12 protein-coding genes are annotated in these 17192 nt (G+C 69.0%); 3 read left to right on the forward strand and 9 right to left on the reverse strand.

Annotated features, from left to right (window positions below; translation table 11 throughout):
- Positions 1–459: 459 nt before the first annotated feature.
- A complete protein-coding gene (locus TSB10P1A_RS21005; protein ID WP_186389888.1) occupies positions 460–3021 on the reverse strand; it encodes an FAD-dependent oxidoreductase in 2562 nt (853 codons plus the stop codon).
- Between the two features lie 298 nt (positions 3022–3319).
- On the opposite strand from TSB10P1A_RS21005, the gene TSB10P1A_RS21010 reads away from it, so the two are divergent.
- Positions 3320–4861 (forward strand): trimethylamine methyltransferase family protein, encoded by a 1542-nt coding sequence (locus tag TSB10P1A_RS21010; RefSeq protein WP_186389889.1) that lies wholly within the window; start codon positions 3320–3322, stop codon positions 4859–4861.
- 252 nt (positions 4862–5113) lie between these two features.
- Here TSB10P1A_RS21010 and TSB10P1A_RS21015 read toward each other — a convergent pair whose 3' ends face one another.
- The 6 genes from TSB10P1A_RS21015 to TSB10P1A_RS21040 all read right to left on the reverse strand — a co-directional run bounded on the left by TSB10P1A_RS21015 (position 5114) and on the right by TSB10P1A_RS21040 (position 12645).
- Positions 5114–5755, reverse strand: a complete 642-nt coding sequence (locus tag TSB10P1A_RS21015; protein WP_186389890.1) for a sarcosine oxidase subunit gamma — start codon at positions 5753–5755, stop codon at positions 5114–5116.
- Positions 5748–8738, reverse strand: coding sequence for a sarcosine oxidase subunit alpha family protein (locus TSB10P1A_RS21020; RefSeq protein ID WP_186389891.1), 2991 nt, complete (start codon positions 8736–8738; stop codon positions 5748–5750). The genes TSB10P1A_RS21015 and TSB10P1A_RS21020 overlap by 8 nt, the downstream gene beginning before the upstream one ends.
- Complete coding sequence (locus tag TSB10P1A_RS21025; RefSeq protein WP_186389892.1) at positions 8735–9028, reverse strand: sarcosine oxidase subunit delta; 294 nt, start codon at positions 9026–9028, stop codon at positions 8735–8737. Before TSB10P1A_RS21025 ends, TSB10P1A_RS21020 begins: the two co-directional genes overlap by 4 nt.
- A 14-nt stretch (positions 9029–9042) precedes the next feature.
- A complete protein-coding gene (locus tag TSB10P1A_RS21030; protein ID WP_186389893.1) occupies positions 9043–10302 on the reverse strand; it encodes a sarcosine oxidase subunit beta family protein in 1260 nt (419 codons plus the stop codon).
- 139 nt (positions 10303–10441) lie between these two features.
- Positions 10442–11395 (reverse strand): LysR family transcriptional regulator, encoded by a 954-nt coding sequence (locus tag TSB10P1A_RS21035; protein ID WP_186389894.1) that lies wholly within the window; start codon positions 11393–11395, stop codon positions 10442–10444.
- A gap of 101 nt (positions 11396–11496) precedes the next feature.
- Positions 11497–12645: an iron-containing alcohol dehydrogenase gene (locus TSB10P1A_RS21040; RefSeq protein WP_186389895.1), complete on the reverse strand. Its 1149-nt coding sequence runs from the start codon at positions 12643–12645 to the stop codon at positions 11497–11499.
- A gap of 249 nt (positions 12646–12894) precedes the next feature.
- Between TSB10P1A_RS21040 and TSB10P1A_RS21045 the strand changes: the two genes are divergently transcribed.
- Positions 12895–13197 carry a hypothetical protein gene (locus TSB10P1A_RS21045; RefSeq protein ID WP_186389896.1) on the forward strand — a complete coding sequence of 101 codons (303 nt, stop codon included), beginning with the start codon at positions 12895–12897 and terminating at the stop codon, positions 13195–13197.
- A 94-nt stretch (positions 13198–13291) separates the two neighbouring features.
- On the opposite strand, the gene TSB10P1A_RS21050 is transcribed toward TSB10P1A_RS21045, so the two are convergent.
- Both TSB10P1A_RS21050 and TSB10P1A_RS21055 read right to left on the reverse strand, forming a co-directional pair.
- Positions 13292–15514, reverse strand: a complete 2223-nt coding sequence (locus tag TSB10P1A_RS21050) for a xanthine dehydrogenase family protein molybdopterin-binding subunit (protein ID WP_186389897.1) — start codon at positions 15512–15514, stop codon at positions 13292–13294.
- A 4-nt stretch (positions 15515–15518) separates the two neighbouring features.
- The gene (locus TSB10P1A_RS21055; protein ID WP_186389898.1) at positions 15519–15977 is read right to left on the reverse strand and encodes a (2Fe-2S)-binding protein; all 459 of its coding nucleotides are present in this window, start codon (positions 15975–15977) and stop codon (positions 15519–15521) included.
- A 177-nt stretch (positions 15978–16154) separates the two neighbouring features.
- Here TSB10P1A_RS21055 and TSB10P1A_RS21060 point away from each other — a divergent pair, with 177 nt between their 5' ends.
- Positions 16155–17192: a LysR family transcriptional regulator gene (locus tag TSB10P1A_RS21060; protein ID WP_186389899.1), complete on the forward strand. Its 1038-nt coding sequence runs from the start codon at positions 16155–16157 to the stop codon at positions 17190–17192.

Here is a 17192-nt window from a genome sequence, read left to right on the forward strand (position 1 = left end):
AAGCCGGAGAGCCGGGGCCTATTGGCTGCCAGAGCGGCGGCGAGGACACGCCGGGCGCACCTCCGGCACGGCCCGCAAAGCCGCCCGCCTCACGCCTGCCGAGGTCGCCAATGGGTCCCGGCTCTGCGCTGCGCTTGGCCGGGATGACCTCCGAGGAGGAGGTACGGCCTCGCATCCCCTCAGCCGTCACACCGGGCAAGCGTAAGCGCGACCCGGTGCCCATTGGCTGCCAGAGCCGGGGTTGGCGCGCATCGCCCTCTCCCCGCGTCATCCCGCACGCAGCGAAGCGGAGATGCGGGATCGGCGAGCCGAGAGCCTATGGGGCACGCTCCGAAACGAAACCGCAACCGCCGTGGCTCGCCGATCCCGGCTCTGCGGCCGGGATGACGACGGAGGGGCTTGCGAGCACACACAATGGCAGGCACTCCGGTCTCCCCCCTGTCCCCCCCGGCGGCCGCCTCAGCTCCGCGGCTTCAGGTTCTGCGGGTCGTAGAGCGGCGCGTAGCCGACGCCGGCGACCTCCACCGGAAACTCTTGCGAGAAATACTCCACACTGAGCTTCTGACCCACCCTGGCGAACTCATGCGGCAGATAGGCGAGCGCGATGTTCTTTCCCACCGTCGGGCCATAGGCGATCGAGGTCGTGTAGGAGAGCCGGCCCAGCGCATCGACCAGGGTCTTGCCGGTTGCCGGGTCGATCACCGGCAGCGTGCCGACCGGGTAGCGCGGCGTGCCGCCGGCATCGACATTGTCGGTCATCACCAGCGTGCACAGCATCGCCGGCTGGTGCGCGCGCGCCCGGTAGTCCAGGTGCTTCGCCTTGCCGCGGAAGTCGGCCTCCTTGACCTTGGGGCGGGCAAGATCGGCCTCATAAAGGTTGTACTGGGTCAGCAGGTCGGCGTTCTGCAGGCGCAGCGACTTCTCCATCCGCCGCGAATTGGCATAGGTCTCGACGCCCGCCGCCATGATGCCGAGCGCCCGCAGCGCGTCCCAGACGGCGAGCCCGTCCTCGTAGGCCATATGCAGCTCCCAGCCCTGCTCGCCGACATAGGACAGGCGCAGCGCCGTCACCTTGCGCCCGGCGATCTCGATCTCGCGGATCGCCGCGAAGGGGAAGGCCTCCGGCTCCAGGCCCGCCGGATCGGCCACCGCCTGCTTCAGCCTGTCGCGCGCATTCGGCCCCCAGATGCCGATGGTGGTGTAGCGCTCGCTGACATCGGTGACGGTGACGTCGAGCCCGCGGTCCTGCGCCGTCCTTCGGACATAGTGGAGGTCGCGCGGGCCGGCATCGGCGCCATCGATGATGCGGCAGCGGTCGGCCATGCGGATCACGGTGAGGTCCGCCCGCACCATGCCCTCATCGTCTAGGAAATGGGTGTAGATGCCCTTGCCGATAGTGCCGTCGCCGCCGATCTTCGCCGCGCACAGCCATTCCAGCAGCTCCACATGGTCCGGGCCCTCGACCTCGAACATGTAGAAATGCGAGAGGTTGATGAGCGCGCAATCCTCGCTCATCGCCAGGTGCTCGGCATTCGACACGCGCCAGAAGTGCCTGTTGTCCCACTCGTTCCGCCGCTCGGGCACGCGGTCGCCGTACTTGTCCAGCAGGTGCTCGTTGGCCGCGTAGCCATGGGCGCGCTCCCAGCCGCCGAGCTCCATGAAGTGGCCGCCGAGTTCCACCTCGCGCTCATGGAAGGGCGAGCGCTTGACGTTTCGTCCGGTCGCGTAGGGCTCGCGCGGATGGATCGCGGGGAAGTAGATCTTCTGCGCCGCCTCGCGGCAGCGCCCCTCGATGAAATCCTCGGTCAGCTGGTGCGCGTAGAAGCGGGAATAGTCGATGGAGGCGTGGTCGATGCCGGTGCGCCCGTCGGTGATCCAGTCGGCGATCAGCTTGCCGTAGCCCGGCCCGTCCTTCACCCAGATCGCGACGCAGTACCACAGGCCGCGCACCTTCTGGCTCTCGCCGCAGGACGGCCCGCCGGCGGCGGAGACCTGCAGCAGCCCGTTGAACGAGTGGCTCTCGTTGTAGCCGAGCTCGCCGAGGATCGGCGTCAGCTCCATCGCCCGTTCCAGCGGGCCGATCACCTGCTCCATCTCCAGGTCGCGCTGCGAGGGCGACAGGCGCGCCTCGTGCTTTTCCAGCAGCTCGCGCGGGTGGCACAGGCGCGGCTCGTCGGTCTCGTAATAGCCCCACTCGATCTGGCCGCCCTCGGTGGTCTTCGGGTCGCCGGTGTCGCGCATATAGGCGGAGTTGCCCTGGTCGCGCAGCAACGGATAGCCGATCTCCTTGCCGGTGCCTTCGAACTCGGTATAGGGCCCGAAGAAGGTCAGCGGATGGTCGACCGGCATCACGGGCAGGTCCTCGCCGACCATCTCGGCGATCAGCCGGCCCCAGAGACCCGCGCAGACGATGACGTGGTCGGCGCGGATCGTGCCGCGATGGGTGACGACGCCGACGATCCGCCCGTCCTCAATGACCAGCGATTGCGCCGGCGTGTTGGCGAAGGCCCGCAGCCGGCCGGTCTTCTCGCCCTCGTCGACCAGCTTGCCGGCGACCGTCTGCGAGCGCGGCACCACGAGGCCGGCATCCGGGTCGAACAGCCCGCCCTGGACCATGTCCTCCTCGATCAGGGGGAACTTCTGCTTGATCTCGGCGGGCGTCACCAGATGGGCGCGGGTGCCGAAGGCCTTGGCGGAGCTCGCCTTGCGCCGGATTTCCTCCATCCAGGTGTCGTCGCCGGTGCGCGCCACTTCCAGCCCGCCGATGCGCGCGTAGTGGCCCATCTTCTCGAAGAAATCGATGGAATACTGCGTCGTCCAGACCGACAGGTAGTCGTGGCTGGTGGTGTAGCAGAAGTCGGAGGCATGGGCGGTGGAGCCGATATCGGTCGGGATGCCGGACTTGTCGATGCCGACGACATCGGTCCAGCCGCGCTCCAGCAGATGATGCGCCACCGAGGCGCCGACGATGCCGCCGAGGCCGATGATGACGATTTGTGCCTTGTCCGGAAACGCCGACATTGTCCACCCTTCTTGCCTGCGGGCCTGGGCGGGTCGGCGCGCCGGCCTGCCCCTTCGCCGGCAGTATTGCCACGATTTGCGTCCCCCAATGGCCTGATTGCGTCATGCCACCATCCCCGCGACGACACGCGGGCCAAAGATGCCCGGCCGCGGCCGGCTCCCGTCCCCGCAATGCAGCGCGCACCCATGACGCTTTTAGAGAAACCGACGACGCTTTCGCGCCGCAGGCGGGCGCGCGCCCGGCGCACAGTGACGGGCAGAATCGGCAGTCGGCAGCTACGCAGAGGACTTGCAGCGGATGAGTGACCAGGAAGCGCGCGCCGGACGGCGCGGCCGGGCGGCAAGGACGGAAAAGCGACGCGGATCGCAGGCGGCCGGCGCCCTGCCCTATATTTCCCGCAACCTGCCGGTCTACGACATTCTCAGCGACGAGGGCGCCGAGCTGATCGAGGCCAATGCCGACCGGCTGCTGGCCGAGATCGGCCTGGAATTCCGCGACGATCCCGAGACCATCGCGATCTGGAAGGCGGCCGGCGCCGAGGTTTCGGGCGAGCGCGTGCGCTTTCCGAAAGGCATGCTGCGCGAGCTCGTCAAGACCGCGCCCTCGCAATTCGTCCAGCACGCCCGCAACCCGGAGCGCAACGTCGTCATCGGCGGCAACAACACCGTCTTCGCGCCGGTCTACGGCCCGCCCTTCGTCACCGACCTCGACAAGGGCCGCCGCTACGGCACCATCGAGGACTTCCGCAATTTCGTGAAACTGTCCTACGCCTCGCCCTGGCTGCACCATTCGGGCGGCACGGTGTGCGAGCCCGTCGACCTGCCGGTCAACAAGCGGCATTTCGACATGGTCTATGCCCATCTGAAATATTCCGACAAGCCGTTCATGGGCTCGGTCACCGCGCCGGAGCGGGCGCGCGATTCCGTCGCCATGGCCGAGCTGGTCTTCGGCAAGGAGTTCGTCGACCAGAACTGCGTGATGATCCAGCTCATCAACGCCAATTCGCCGCTGGTCTATGACGCGACCATGCTCGGCGCGCTCAAGGTCTATGCGGCGGCCAACCAGGCCTGCATCGTCTCGCCCTTCATCCTCGCCGGCGCGATGAGCCCGGTGACGGTCGCCGGCACCCTGTCGCAGGTGCTGGCCGAGGCGCTGGCCGGCTGCGCGCTGACCCAGCTCGTGCGTCCCGGCGCGCCGGTCGTCTTCGGCGCCTTCGTCTCCTCGATCTCGATGCAGTCCGGCGCGCCCACCTTCGGCTCGCCGGAGGGCAGCCTGCTGCTCAACGGCGCGGCCAAGCTTGCGCGGCGCGCGGGCCTGCCCTTCCGCTCCGGCGGCTCCTTCACCTCGTCAAAGACCCCGGACGCCCAGTCGGCGCAGGAGTCCGCCCAGACCATCCTGGCGACGCTGCTGTCGGGGGTGAACTTCTGCCTGCACGCCGCCGGCTGGCTGGAGGGCGGGCTGTGCTCGTCCTACGAGAAATTCGTCATGGACGCCGACCAGCTCGGCATGATGCATGTCCTTGCCAAGGGCATCGACCTCTCGGAGGAAGCGCAGGCGATGGACGCCCTCGCCGAGGTCGGGCCGGGCGGGCATTTCCTCGGCGCCCTGCACACCCAGCGCAATTTCGAGACCGCCTTCTATCGCTCGGAGATCGCCGACAACAACTCCTTCGAGCAGTGGAGCGCCGATGGCGGGCTGGATGCCGCCTGGCGGGCGAACCGGAAGTGGAAGCAGATGCTCGCCGACTACGAGGCGCCGGCGCTCGACCCGGCGATCGACGACGCCCTGATCGGCTTCATGGCCCGCCGCAAGGCCGAGTTCCCCGACAGCAACGTCTAGGGTCCGGCAGGAGCCTCTGGGGGCCTCCGGCGGGGGGTCTTTGGGGGGCTCTGACCGTTTTTTTTGGGCGCGCGCCACGCTCACGCGCGCCGTTTGCCGCCGAACGCCGATTTCGAGACGGCATTCTCAAAAATCGGGCGAATTGAGACGGAATTTCGCAAAATTCGTCTCGAAAATTGAGAGCCCTGCAATCTCAACGGGTTGCAGGGTTTTTCGCGCGATTTTCCGTGATTTTCCGTGATTCTGGGGGCGTTACAGCACCGCGCCCGGCTCGCCGACCCGGTAGCCGAATTCCAGCGCCGCGTCGGTCATCCAGTCGATCAGCGCGTCGGCAAGGCTCGACGGCGCCAGCACGTCGAACACCGTTTCGCTGCGCCGCAGAATCACCGCCGGGATCTGGTGGATCACCGATTGCGCCAGCGCTCCGGCCGGAAACGCGGCCGGGTCGAAGTCGATGGCGACCGCCTTGTTGAGCACCTCGGACGCCGCCTCGCCCTCGATCCGGACGATCCGGCGGGCGCCGGCGAGATCGACCACGGCGGCGTCTTCCGCCTCGAGCGCGCCGTCGACGCGGGCCGTGTCCTCGGCCGCCGCGCCGAGATAGATGAACCGGCCGAAGGCGATCCAGCAGACCAGCGCCGACGGGCTTTCGGTGAAGCGGCCGGGCCGTCCCGGCAGGGTCGTTCCGGCCAGGTCCGAGAGGGTTTTCGTTACTTTTTCCAGATGGTTAGGCCATGCGCCGACCTCCAGAAGCGCCCCAGTGGAAAGCTCCCTGAGGGTCAGCGCCGGGGGCTCCGCGCCCGCCGCCTCGCCCGGCACCAGCCGGCCGACCACCGGTCTTGCGACCGTCGTTTGGGGCTCGGTTCGGGGTTGCTCGTTGCTGACGTCAGACATGCATTCGGCTCCCGTCGGGGTCATAGAAGCAGGGATCGGCGACGGTCACCGCCACCCGCTCGTCCTTCAGCGGGAAGGCCGCCTCCAGCACCTCGCCGTGGCGGTCGCGGCCACGGGACAGGAAGGCGAGCGCGATGTTGGCGCCAAGCGCCGGCGACCAGGTCACGGCGGTGACATGGCCCAGACTCGCCCCTCCGCCGGGCAGGGTCAAGTGGCTGCCTGCGCGGATCGCCTGCCCGTCCCGCGACACCAGCCCGACCAGAACCGGCCGTTCCGGGTCGACGAAGGCCGGCCGCTGGGTCATCGTCGAGCCGACATACGGCTTCTTCCGCGACGCCATGCCGCCGAGCCCGACATCGGCGAGCGTCGTCCGCCCGTCCATTTCAGCGCCGGTTATATGCCCCTTCTCGATGCGCAGCGTGCCGAGCGCCTCCATGCCGTAGGGCATGATTCCATTGGGTTTTCCGGCCTCGATCAAGGTCTCCCAGACGGCAAGGCCGGCCGGCCAGTCGCAATAGACCTCGTAGGCCAGCTCGCCCGAAAACGACAGCCGCGCGATCATCACCGGCGCCCCGGCGATGCGCCCGCGCACGATCCCCATATGCGGGCAGGCCTCGGTCGAGACGTCGCCCTCGCCGAGCGCGGCCTGCAGCACCTTGCGCGCCTGCGGCCCGGCCACCGCCATGCCGGCGAAGCGGTCGGTCACCGAGGTGACATGGACGCGCAGCTCCGGCCAGACCACCTCCAGATAGTGCTCCATATGGGCCAGCACCGCGCCGGCATTGGCCGTCGTGGTCGTCACGAGAAAGCGGTTCGGCGCCAGCCGCCAGGCGGTTCCGTCGTCGAACATGATGCCGTCCTCGCGCAGCATGACGCCGTAACGCGCCTTGCCGACCGGCAGCTTGGCAAAGCCCCCGGTGTAGAGCCGGTTGAGGAATTCGCCCGCGTCCGGGCCCTGCACGTCGATCTTGCCCAGCGTCGAAACGTCAACGATGCCAACGCGCTGGCGCACGGCCGTCGCCTCGCGGATATAGGCATCGCGCAAAGTTTCGCCCGGCCCGATATAGGCGCGCGGGCGCATCCACAGGCCCGCCGTCATCATCTCGGCGCCCTTCGCCACATGCCAGTCGTGCAAGGGCGTGCGGCGCACCGGCGCGAAGTGATGGCCGGTCTCGCGGCCGGCCAGCGCGCCGATGGTCACCGCCGTCCAGGGCATGCGGAAGCGGGTCGTGCCGACCTGAGGCGCGGTCAAGCCCCGCGCCCGCGCCATCAGGGCGATGGCGTTGACGTTGGAGGTCTTGCCCTGGTCGGCGGCCATGCCGAGCGTCGTGTAGCGCTTCAGGTGCTCGACCGAGCGGAAGCCCTCGCGATTGGCGAGGTCCACATCGTCCGCGGTGACGTCGTGCTGGAAGTCGACGAAGCGCTTGGCCCCACCGGTCGCCGGCACGTCGAAGAGCGGGAACGGCAGTTCGGCGCCGGCCAGTTGTCCCGACAGCGCGGGCAGCGAAATATCGCGGTTTTCTGCCGTTTTTCCGCAGGCGTTCGCCGCCGTCCGGCCGGCTTCGAGGCCCGCGGCAAGGCAGCCGGCAAGGTCGAGCGTGCCGGCGCAGGCCCCTGCCGCCGTCCAGGCCTCGCGGGCGGCTCCCGGCACGAAGGACTGCAGCGCCGCGTCGAAAACCGGCGCGCTGCCCGCCTGGCTCGCCAGATGCACGCTCGGCGTCCAGCCGCCGGAGACGAGAAGCGCGTCGCAGCCGGGCTGCATGACATTGGCGCCGAGCGCGCCGGAGATGGGATCGAAGCCGCGAATGTCGATGCCGGCCAAGGCCTTGCGCCCCCGTGTCGCGGCAACGACCGCGCCGGTTTCGAGGCGAATGCCCCGCGCGCCGAGCGCTGCGGCAAGGGCCGGATCGATCTCGCGGCGCGGGTCGACCACCGCCTTGATCGACACGCCGAGGTCGGCAAGCTGGATCGCGGTGCGGGCGCCACCGTCATTGTTGGCGAAGACCACCACGGACGCGCCGACGGCAACGCCGTAGCGCGTCGCATGGGCAAGGCCGGCCGAGGCCAGCATGACGCCCGGCGCATCGTTGCCGGAAAAGACCAGCGGCCGCTCGATGGCGCCGGTCGCCAGCACCACATGACGGGCGTGGATGGTCCAGTGGCGCTGGCGCGGCTCGAAGGGCGCCGGCTTGCGCTTGTGGTCGGCGACCCGCTCGACCGCGCCGAGCACGTTGCCGTCGAAATAGCCGTAGACGCTGGTGCGCGGCAGGATGCGGCCGCCGCCCGCCTCGATCTCGCGCAAGGCGCCGTCGATCCACTCGGCCGGCGCCAGTCCGTCGAGATGCACGCCGTCCTCGAAAAGACGGCCGCCGGCTCGCGCATTCTCGTCGGCCAGGATGACGCGCAGGCCGGCGGCGGTCGCTGCGCGCGCGGCCATCAGGCCGGCGGGTCCGGCACCGACCACCAGCACGTCGCAGAACGCGTTGGTCTTCTCGTAGCGGTCGGGATCGGCAAGGTGGGTGGCGCGGCCGAGGCCCGCCGCCTTGCGGATGAAGCGCTCGCAGAAATGCCAAGTCGCCTGACCGGTTCCCATGAAGGTCTTGTAGTAGAAACCGGCGGAAAACAGCGGCGAAAGCAGGTCGTTGACCGCCATCATGTCGAAGGAGAGCGACGGCCAGCGGTTCTGGCTGGCCGCTTCCAGCCCGCCGTAAAGCTCCGTCATCGTGGCACGGGTGTTGGGCTCCTGCCGGGCGCCGTCGCGCAGTTCGACCAGCGCGTTGGCCTCTTCGGGGCCTGCGCCCATGACGCCGCGCGGGCGGTGGTACTTGAAGCTGCGGCCGACCAGCACCCGGCCGGAGGCGAGCAGCGCGGAGGCCAGCGTGTCGCCGGCAAAGCCCTGCATCGGCTCGCCGTCGAAGCGGAAGGCGAGCGGCCGCGAGCGGTCGAGATGGCTGCCGCCCTGGGGAAGCCGGTAGCCGCTCATGCGCCCGCTCCCGGCATGCGCGCGGCCTCGCCGGCAAAGCGGCCGGCCATCTCGACGCGGGTGATCTCGTGGGTCAGCGTGTCGCGCGTCACCAGCAGCCAGTGGCGGCAGCCGCCGATATGGTGCCAGAGCTCGACATGGCGCCCGCGCGGGTTTTCCCGCTCGAAGACATAGGCGACATGGGCGTCGGTGTCGGTGACGGAGAGATCCGGCCGGCGGACGGTGCCGTCGCCGCCATAGGAGAACTCGGCGACGCCGCGCGGCCCGCAGCAGGGACAATGGATGCGCATGGGCGGGCGTCCTCTCAGTGCATCTTCGGATAGGGGCCGGCGCCGCGCTCGTCGAGGACGTAGCCGCGCTGGAACCGGTCGAGCGTGAAGGGGGCGTTGAGCGGGTGCGGCTCGTCCTTGGCCATGGTCCAGGCGAAGCACCAGCCGGAGGCGGGCGTTGCCTTGAAGCCGCCGTAGCACCAGCCGGCATTGAGATAGAGCCCGGGCAGCGGCCCGGTGGCGATGATCGGGCTGCCGTCCATGCTCATGTCCATGATGCCGCCCCAGTTGCGCAGCAGCCGCAGCCGCGAGACGAAGGGCAGCATCACGCTCACCTCCGACATGACATGCTCGACCACCGGCAGGTTGCCCCGCTGGGCGTAGGAATTGTACTTGTCGATGTCGCCACCGAAGACCAGACCGCCCTTGTCGGACTGGGAAATGTAGAGGTGGCCGGCGCCGAAGGTGACGACGCAGTCGAGGATCGGCTTGACCGGCTCGGAGACGAAGGCCTGCAGCACGTGGCTTTCAATGGGAAGGCGCTCGATGCCGGCAAGGCGCAGCACCTGCGAGGTGCTGCCGGCCACGGCAACGCCGACCTTGGGCGCGCGGATCTCGCCGCGCGTCGTCTCGACGCCGACGATCCGCCCGCCCTCGCGCAGGAAGCCCGTGACCTCGCAATTCTCGATGATGTCGACGCCGCGCGCATCGGCCGCGCGCGCGTAGCCCCAGGCGACCGCGTCGTGGCGGGCGGTGCCGGCGCGCGGCTGCAACAGCCCGCCAAGCACCGGAAAGCGGGCGTCCGGCGACATGTCGAGGCCGGGCACCCTGCGCGCGACCTCCTCGCGGCCGAGAAGTTCGGCATCGATGCCTTCCAGCCGCATGGAGTTGCCGCGCCGGGCGTAGTCGTCGAGCTGGGACGGGGTGTGCGCCAGGTTGAGGATGCCGCGCTGGGAGAACATCACATTGTAGTTGAGGTCGAGCGACAGGCCCTCCCACAGCTTCATCGACCACTCGTAGAAGCGGTTGTTGCCGGGCAGCATGTAGTTGGAGCGCACGATGGTGGTGTTGCGGCCGATATTGCCGGAACCGAGCCAGCCCTTTTCCAGCACGGCGATATTGGTGAGACCGTGCTCCTTGGCGAGATAATAGGCGGTCGAAAGACCATGACCGCCGCCGCCGACGATGATGGCATCGTAGGCCGGTTTCGGATCGGGCTTGCGCCAGGCGGGCTGCCAGTCGCGGTGTCCGGACAGGGCGTTGCGCAGCAGCGAGAAGGCCGAATATTTCTGCAAGGGCGAGAGGTCCTTCCTGATGGCGGGCCCGGTCAAAAACGGAGGGCGGATGCCAGCCTAGCCCGGCGGCGGCAAAGGCCCAATGGCCGAAATCCGTCCCGCCGCTGTCGCATTTGCGACCCGCGCCGGGACCCGGCGGTCAGGCCGCCCCTTGCGCCCGCTCGCTTTCGGTCGGGAGACGTTCGAGCGAGGGTGCGAACTCGGTCAGCATGCGGCGGCGGAAGATCTGCACCGCCTCGCGCTGCAGGTCGTCGGGACGGAACAGCATGAAATAGCCGAAGCCGGAGGCGGCGGTGACGGCGAGCGGGGCCGCGAGCCGCCCTTCGGCGATGTCACGCGCGGCAAGCCGGCGGTCGGCGACGACGAGCCCGCCCTCGCGGGCGGCGAAATCCAGCGCCATATAGGCGGTGTCGAAGACGACGCCCTGCGGCAGGGTGGCGGCGACGCCGGCGGCGCGCAGCAGCTCCACCCAGGCTGTGTGGCGGCCGGCCTCGTTGCGGATGTGGATGACGGTCTCGCGGGCAAGCGCCGCGGCGATCCCCTCCTCGCGCAGGCGCGGCGCCATGTCCGGCCGGCACAGGAGGGTCAGCTCCTCCATCCACAACAGGTCCATCACCTGGTCGGTGACGCGCGGGCGGGAGAAGACGACGGCCGCGTCATGCACGGTGCTGTCGAGGCTTTCCAGCACGTAGGGCGTATCGATCTCGATGGAGACGCCGCCCTGCGCGCGGCAGGTCTCGATGATCGGCGCGGCCATGCGGATGGCGAAGGACGGCGGCAGGGCAAGGCGCAGCGTGCCGCCCCGGTCGATCTCGCAGATAGCGTTGAGCCCGGCCTGCAGCCGGTCGAGCGCCGGGGTGACATTGGCGATCAGGTCCTGGCCGGCGGCGGTGAGCGCCAGCGAGGAGCCGCGCCGCTCGAACAGTTGGGCGCCGATCACCTCCTCCAGGTTCAGGATATGGCGGCTGATGGCGCTCTGGGTGACGCCGAGGCTTTCGGCCGCACGGGTGAAGCTCATCTGGCGTGCGGCGGCCTCGAAGGCGCGCAGCGAATTGAGCGGCAGCCGGCGGCGGTCGATCGGGCTTGTGGTCATGCTTGCGGATCCCGGGCGGCGTGCATCCTCCCGCCGCTCGGCAAAGGCTACGACGGCGGCGGGCGCCTGCAAAGGGTTCATCCGCATTCCTCCCCGGATGGTCAGCCGAAGCCGAGCGCGCGCTCCGCCAGCAGCAGCAGGTCGTCATCGGTAACGAGGCGGCGGCTGGCATTGCGCATCGGGGCGTTCTCGGGCGCGGCCATGCGGGCAGCAAGACGCTCCGGCGGCAGACGATTGATGTCGGCGGCCAGCGACAGGCGAATGCCGAGGCGGCGAACAAGGCCGGAAAATGCCATCGGCAGCTCACCGTAATGGGCGCAGCCGAAGGCGCGGGCGACCTCCGTATAAGCCTCCTCCTCCCCCTCCATCGACCAGCCGAGCGAGGCGGCCATGCCGATGGCGACGGCGCGGCCGTGATGGATCGGCACCAGGCTTGCCAGCGCATGGGCGATGTTGTGGGCCAGGCCGGTGCCGGCATTGTCGATGCCGATGCCGGCCCAGGTGGCGGCCAGCAGCATGGCGCCGCGCGCCTCCAGGTCGTTCGGCTCGGCGACGGCGCGGTCGATATTGGCCGTGGCGAGACGGATCGCCTCGTGGCAGATGCGGGAATTCTCGGCGAAGGCGGCCCGGCCCGTCGCCGCCTCCATGGCATGGACGATGGCGTCGACGCCGCAGGCCGCGGTGAGCTGCGGCGGCAGGCCGATGGTCAGGCGCGCGTCGAGCAGGGCGACATCGGGCTTCAGCGCCGGCGCCCAATACCAGTATTTGGTGCCGCCGGCATCGGAGATGACGGAAACGGCGGTTGCCTCCGAGCCGGTGCCGGCGGTGGTCGGCACACAGACCAGCGGCACGCGCGCCACCGGCAGCGCGGCGGCGGCAAGCCGGTAGTCCTCGAGGTTGCCGTGGGCGCCGATCATCGCGGCGACGAGCTTGCCGGCATCGAGCGCCGAGCCGCCGCCGAGACAGACGACGGCACCGGCCCCCTCCTGGCGGGCGATGCGCACCGCCTCGGCCACGGCCGGCTCCTTCGGGTCGCTGAGGATCGCGTCATGGGTGACGACCCGGTGGCCGCCATCCTTGAGAAAGCCGGCGATGCGGGAGGTGAGACCGATACCGGTCAGGCCGTTGTCGGCGACCAGCAGAACGCAGGCGCCCGGGCCGGCAAGCTCGGCGACGATGGCGCCGATCTCGGCGCTGCGCCCCGGCCCGGCAACGATGCGCGGCACCTGGTTGGTGGTGAAAGGCTGCAATCTCCCCTCCCCGGTTCGGGCCCCGCACCCAACGCGCGAGCGGACTGGACCGGAAAAATGCTAGGGCCGAGAGGGCCTTCGGCGGAAATGCAAAAAAGCCATCGGCCAATGAGATTATGTCGGGCGCGGCATGTCGGCGCGACCTGGAGCCGTGTCGGAACGATGGACCGCATATGGCTGACGAGATAGGACTGGGAAGTTGGCGATGCCGGTCGCATCGTCGGACATGCCATTTCAGGATGCCGAGCCATGAAATTCCTCGCCACCGCCTTCGCCCTGACACTCGCCGCCGCGCCCGCACAGGCAGCAGTGTCGGGTTTTTACGACAGCGCCGAGCAGATCGGCACCATCCTGTCCAGCGCGGCGGTGGCCGATGCCCTCCGCCAGGCGCCGATAGGCCATGTCGCCAACACCGGCACGCGCGCGGACGGCGCGCGCGAATGGCAAGTGAGAACCCAGGAGTGCGATCTGACGGTCTATCTGACGCCGGTGCCGCCGCAGGGCGTCGGCAGGACCACCTACGAGCTCGAACTCGGCGCTCCCTGTCCTTGAGACCGGGCGAAAGCCTCAGCGCAGCAAGGTGCAGCAAGACGGGCCGGCGCGTGAGGCACACGCGCCGGCCCGTTCGTTCATCTCGGCATGGCCCTCAGGCGAGGCCCGTCTTGGTCAGCGGCAGCACCGCCGGCAGTTCGCCGGTGGCGGCGAGGATCGCATTCGCCACGGCCGGACCGATCGGCGGCGTGCCGGGCTCGCCGGCACCGGACGGCGCCTCCGCCGAGGCGAGGACCTCGACCTCGACATGCGGCATGTCCTCGATACGCATCGGGCGGTAGCTGTCGAAGTTCACCTGGTCGACATGACCGTCGGTCAGGGTGATCTCGCTGAACAGGACCGCGGCAAGGCCGTAGCCGATGCCGCCTTCCATCTGCGCCTTGACGTTGTCCGGGTTGACGGCAACGCCGCAGTCGACCGCGCACCAGACGTTCTCGATCCTGAAGGTTCCGTCGTCGCGGCGGCTGACCTCCGCGACCTCGGCCACATAGGTGTTGAACGACTTGTGCACGGCGATGCCGCGGAAGCGGTCGCCATTCTCAGGTCCCGCCCAGCCGGACATTTCCGCAACCTTTTCCAGAACGCCGAGCTTGCGGGCATTGTCCTTGTCGCGCTCGGCAATGCCCGACGGCTGCGACAGGTGCCGGCGGCGGAACTCCAGCGGATCGACGCCGGCAGCGCGCGCCGCCTTGTCCATCATCGCCTCGACCACATAGCCCGTCTGGGTGTGGCCGACCGAGCGCCACCACAGCACCGGCACGCCGACCTTTGGCGAGTGCAGCTCGGCATGGAAGGCCGGGATCGCGTAGCTGGCATCCTTGACGCCCTCGACCGAGGTCTCGTCGATGCCGTCATGGACCATGTACTGCTCGAAGAAGGTGCCGGACATCAGCGACTGCTGGACGATGCGGTGATGCCAGCCGACGAGGTTGCCGTCCGCGTCGAGCCCGGCGCGCACCTTGTGGACGCCCATCGGCCGGTAGTAGCCGGCGCGCGTGTCGTCCTCGCGGGTGTAGACCAGCTTGATCGGCTGCGACTTGCCCCAGAGCTTGGCGATGGTCGCCGCCTCGACGATGTGACGGGCGTCCGGCGTGGTGCGCCGGCCGAAGGAGCCGCCGCCATAGAGCGTGTGGATGGTGACATTCTCCGGCGCGATACCGAGCACGGCGGCGGCCGTCTGCTGGTCCACCGTCTGGAACTGAGAAGGGTACCAGAGGCTCGCCCGCTCGCCCTCGACATGGATGGTCAGCACCATCGGCTCCATCATGCCATGGGCGAGATACGGGAACTCGAAGACCTGCTCGACCACGGTTGCGGCGCCCGCAATCGCGGCCTCTGCATCGCCGTCGTCGCGGAACACGGGACCGGCCGTCTCGGCCAACTCGCGGAATTCGGCGAACAGGGCATCGGAGGAGCGGGTTTCGGCGCCGGTCTCGTCCCACTCGATCTCCAGCGCCTCGCTGGCCTTGATCGCCGGCCAGGTCGAGGTCGCAAGCACCGCGACGCCGTGGCCCGGGACCTCGATGACGTCGACGACGCCCTTCACCGCCCTGGCGGCCGAAGCGTCGAAGGAGGCCACCTTCGCTCCGAAAGCCAGCGGGCGGGTCAGCACGGCGACCAGCATGTCGTCGCGCTGGACGTCCATGCCGTAGGTGTTCGGCGCGCCGACCGTCTTGTTCGGCACATCGAGCCGCGGGAAGGACTTGCCGATATAGACCCATTGGTCGGGCGACTTCAGCGTCACCTCGGCCGGGGCCTCGAGCTTCGCCGCCGCCTCGGCAAACTCGCCGAACGTGCCGGACTTGCCGGAGCCGTGCGAAATCGTGCCGCCGGAGACGGTGATCTCGGCAGCCGGAACGCCCCAGGCCTTCGCGGCGGCGGCGACCAGCATGGCGCGGGCCGTGGCGCCGGCCTTGCGGTACTGCTCGAACGAATTGGCGATGGCGGTGGAGCCGCCGGTGCCCTGCATACCGAAGGCAAGGTTCTTGTAGCGCCCGGTATCGGCCGGAGCGAATTCGGCCCGCATCTGCTCGGGAGCCGCATCAAGCTCCTCTGCGACGAGTGTCGCAAGGCCCGTGGCATTGCCCTGGCCCATGTCGAGATGCTTGTTGAGCACCGTGACGATGCCCTCCGGCGAGATGCGGATGAAGGGGGTGAAGGCGTCCTCGGTCGAGGCGCCGTTCGCCTGGGCGATACCCGGAACCGCAAGCCGCGACCCGACGACGAGACCGCCGGCGGCGACCGCCGACATCTTCAGGAAGTTGCGGCGGGTGGGACGCGCGGCGGCGTCCTGCATGCGCTTCATCACATGGAACATGAGCTCAGCCCTCCATCGTCTCGGCAGCGCGATGGATCGCCGCGCGGATACGGGTGTAGGTGGCACAGCGACAGACATTGCCGCTCATCGCCATGTCGATGTCCTCGTCGGACGGCTTCGGCGTCTCGGCCAGAAGCGCGGTGGCGGCAAGGATCTGGCCGGACTGACAGTAGCCGCATTGCGGCACCTCCAGCTCGCGCCAGGCGGCCTGGACGGCCTTGGCCGCCTTGCCGTCGACACCCTCGATGGTGACGATCGCCATGCCCTCCGCATCGCTCGCCATGGTCTGGCAGGAGCGGACGGCCATGCCGTCGAGATGGATGGTGCAGGCGCCGCAGGCGGCAATGCCGCAGCCGTATTTGGTGCCGGTCATGCCGAGCTCGTCGCGCAGGACCCAGAGCAGCGGCGTCTCGGGATCGACATCGATCTCGCGATCCTGGCCATTGATGTTCAAACGGATCATCCGTCCCTCCTGATGAACGGGATTGGCTGGATCGCACCAGTCCCCTCGCCCTGCCTTCTTCCGCCCGAAGAACGCAAAAGCCGGGAGACGGGACTTGCGCGATTGCTACGCGACCTTAAGTGGGTCACGATCCACCTATCGTCCAATTGATTTTGGATATCCGGGAACATTGACGAGATGAATATATCCTCGGTCGACCTCAACCTGCTGGTGGCGTTCGACGCGCTCATGAGCGAGCGCAACGTCACACGCGCCGCGCGCCGCATCGGCCTGTCGCAACCGGCCATGTCGAACGCGTTGTCGCGACTGCGCGCACTGTTCGACGACGAGCTGTTCGTGCGCTCGGGGAGAGGCATGGAGCCGACCGCGCGGGCGCAATCGCTGGCGATGCCCCTGTCGGAGGCGCTGCGGCGGATCGAGGAGGCAATTGCCCCGGCGCTGGCCTTCGACCCGTGCAATCTTGATCGGTCGGTGCGGCTCGCGATGACCGACAATTCGATGGCGGTGCTGCTGGAGGCGTTGATCCTGCGGTTCCGCAACGCTGCGCCCAAGCTCGACCTGCATATCAAGAACTCCCGCGCCGCCGGCATGACGCCGATGCTGGACGACGGCGAGATCGACATGGCCATCGGCGTTGCCGGCGAGTTGGAGGCGCGCCACCGGGCGATGCCGCTCTATTCGGACCGGCTGGTGGGGGTCGCCCGGCGCGGGCGCTTCGGGCCGCAGGGGCCGACCCTGGAGCAATTCGTGGCGGCGGAACACGTGCTGGTGACGCCGCGCAGCGGAACCGGCGGCACGCTGGACCGGGAACTGGCCAATCGCGGACTGTCGCGGCGGGTGTTCCTGACGCTGCCGCAGTTCATCATGGCGCCCTATGCGGTCGCCAAGGCCGATCTCGTCGCCTGCCTGCCGGCGCGCATCGCGCTGGCCAAGGCGGAGATGCTGGACCTGGAGATCTTCGAGCCGCCGGTGGAGCTGGACGATTTCACCGTGTCGCTGATCTGGCATGGGCGCGACGACGCCGAGCCGGCGCATCGCTGGCTGCGCGAGACGGTCGCCGATGTGGTGCGCGAGGTGACGGCACTCGGCAACACCGACCGCTGGCCGATCTGCCAGACGCTGCTCGGCCCCTGCCGGGCGAACATCCCGGCAGCGGACACGGCGGCGGTACAGGAGCAGCCAGCAGAGGACGAGCGAGTGCCCGCCTCCGCCTGA

The sequence above is a fragment of the Stappia sp. TSB10P1A genome, from assembly GCF_900185725.1.
Taxonomy (GTDB): Bacteria; Pseudomonadota; Alphaproteobacteria; order Rhizobiales; family Stappiaceae; genus Stappia.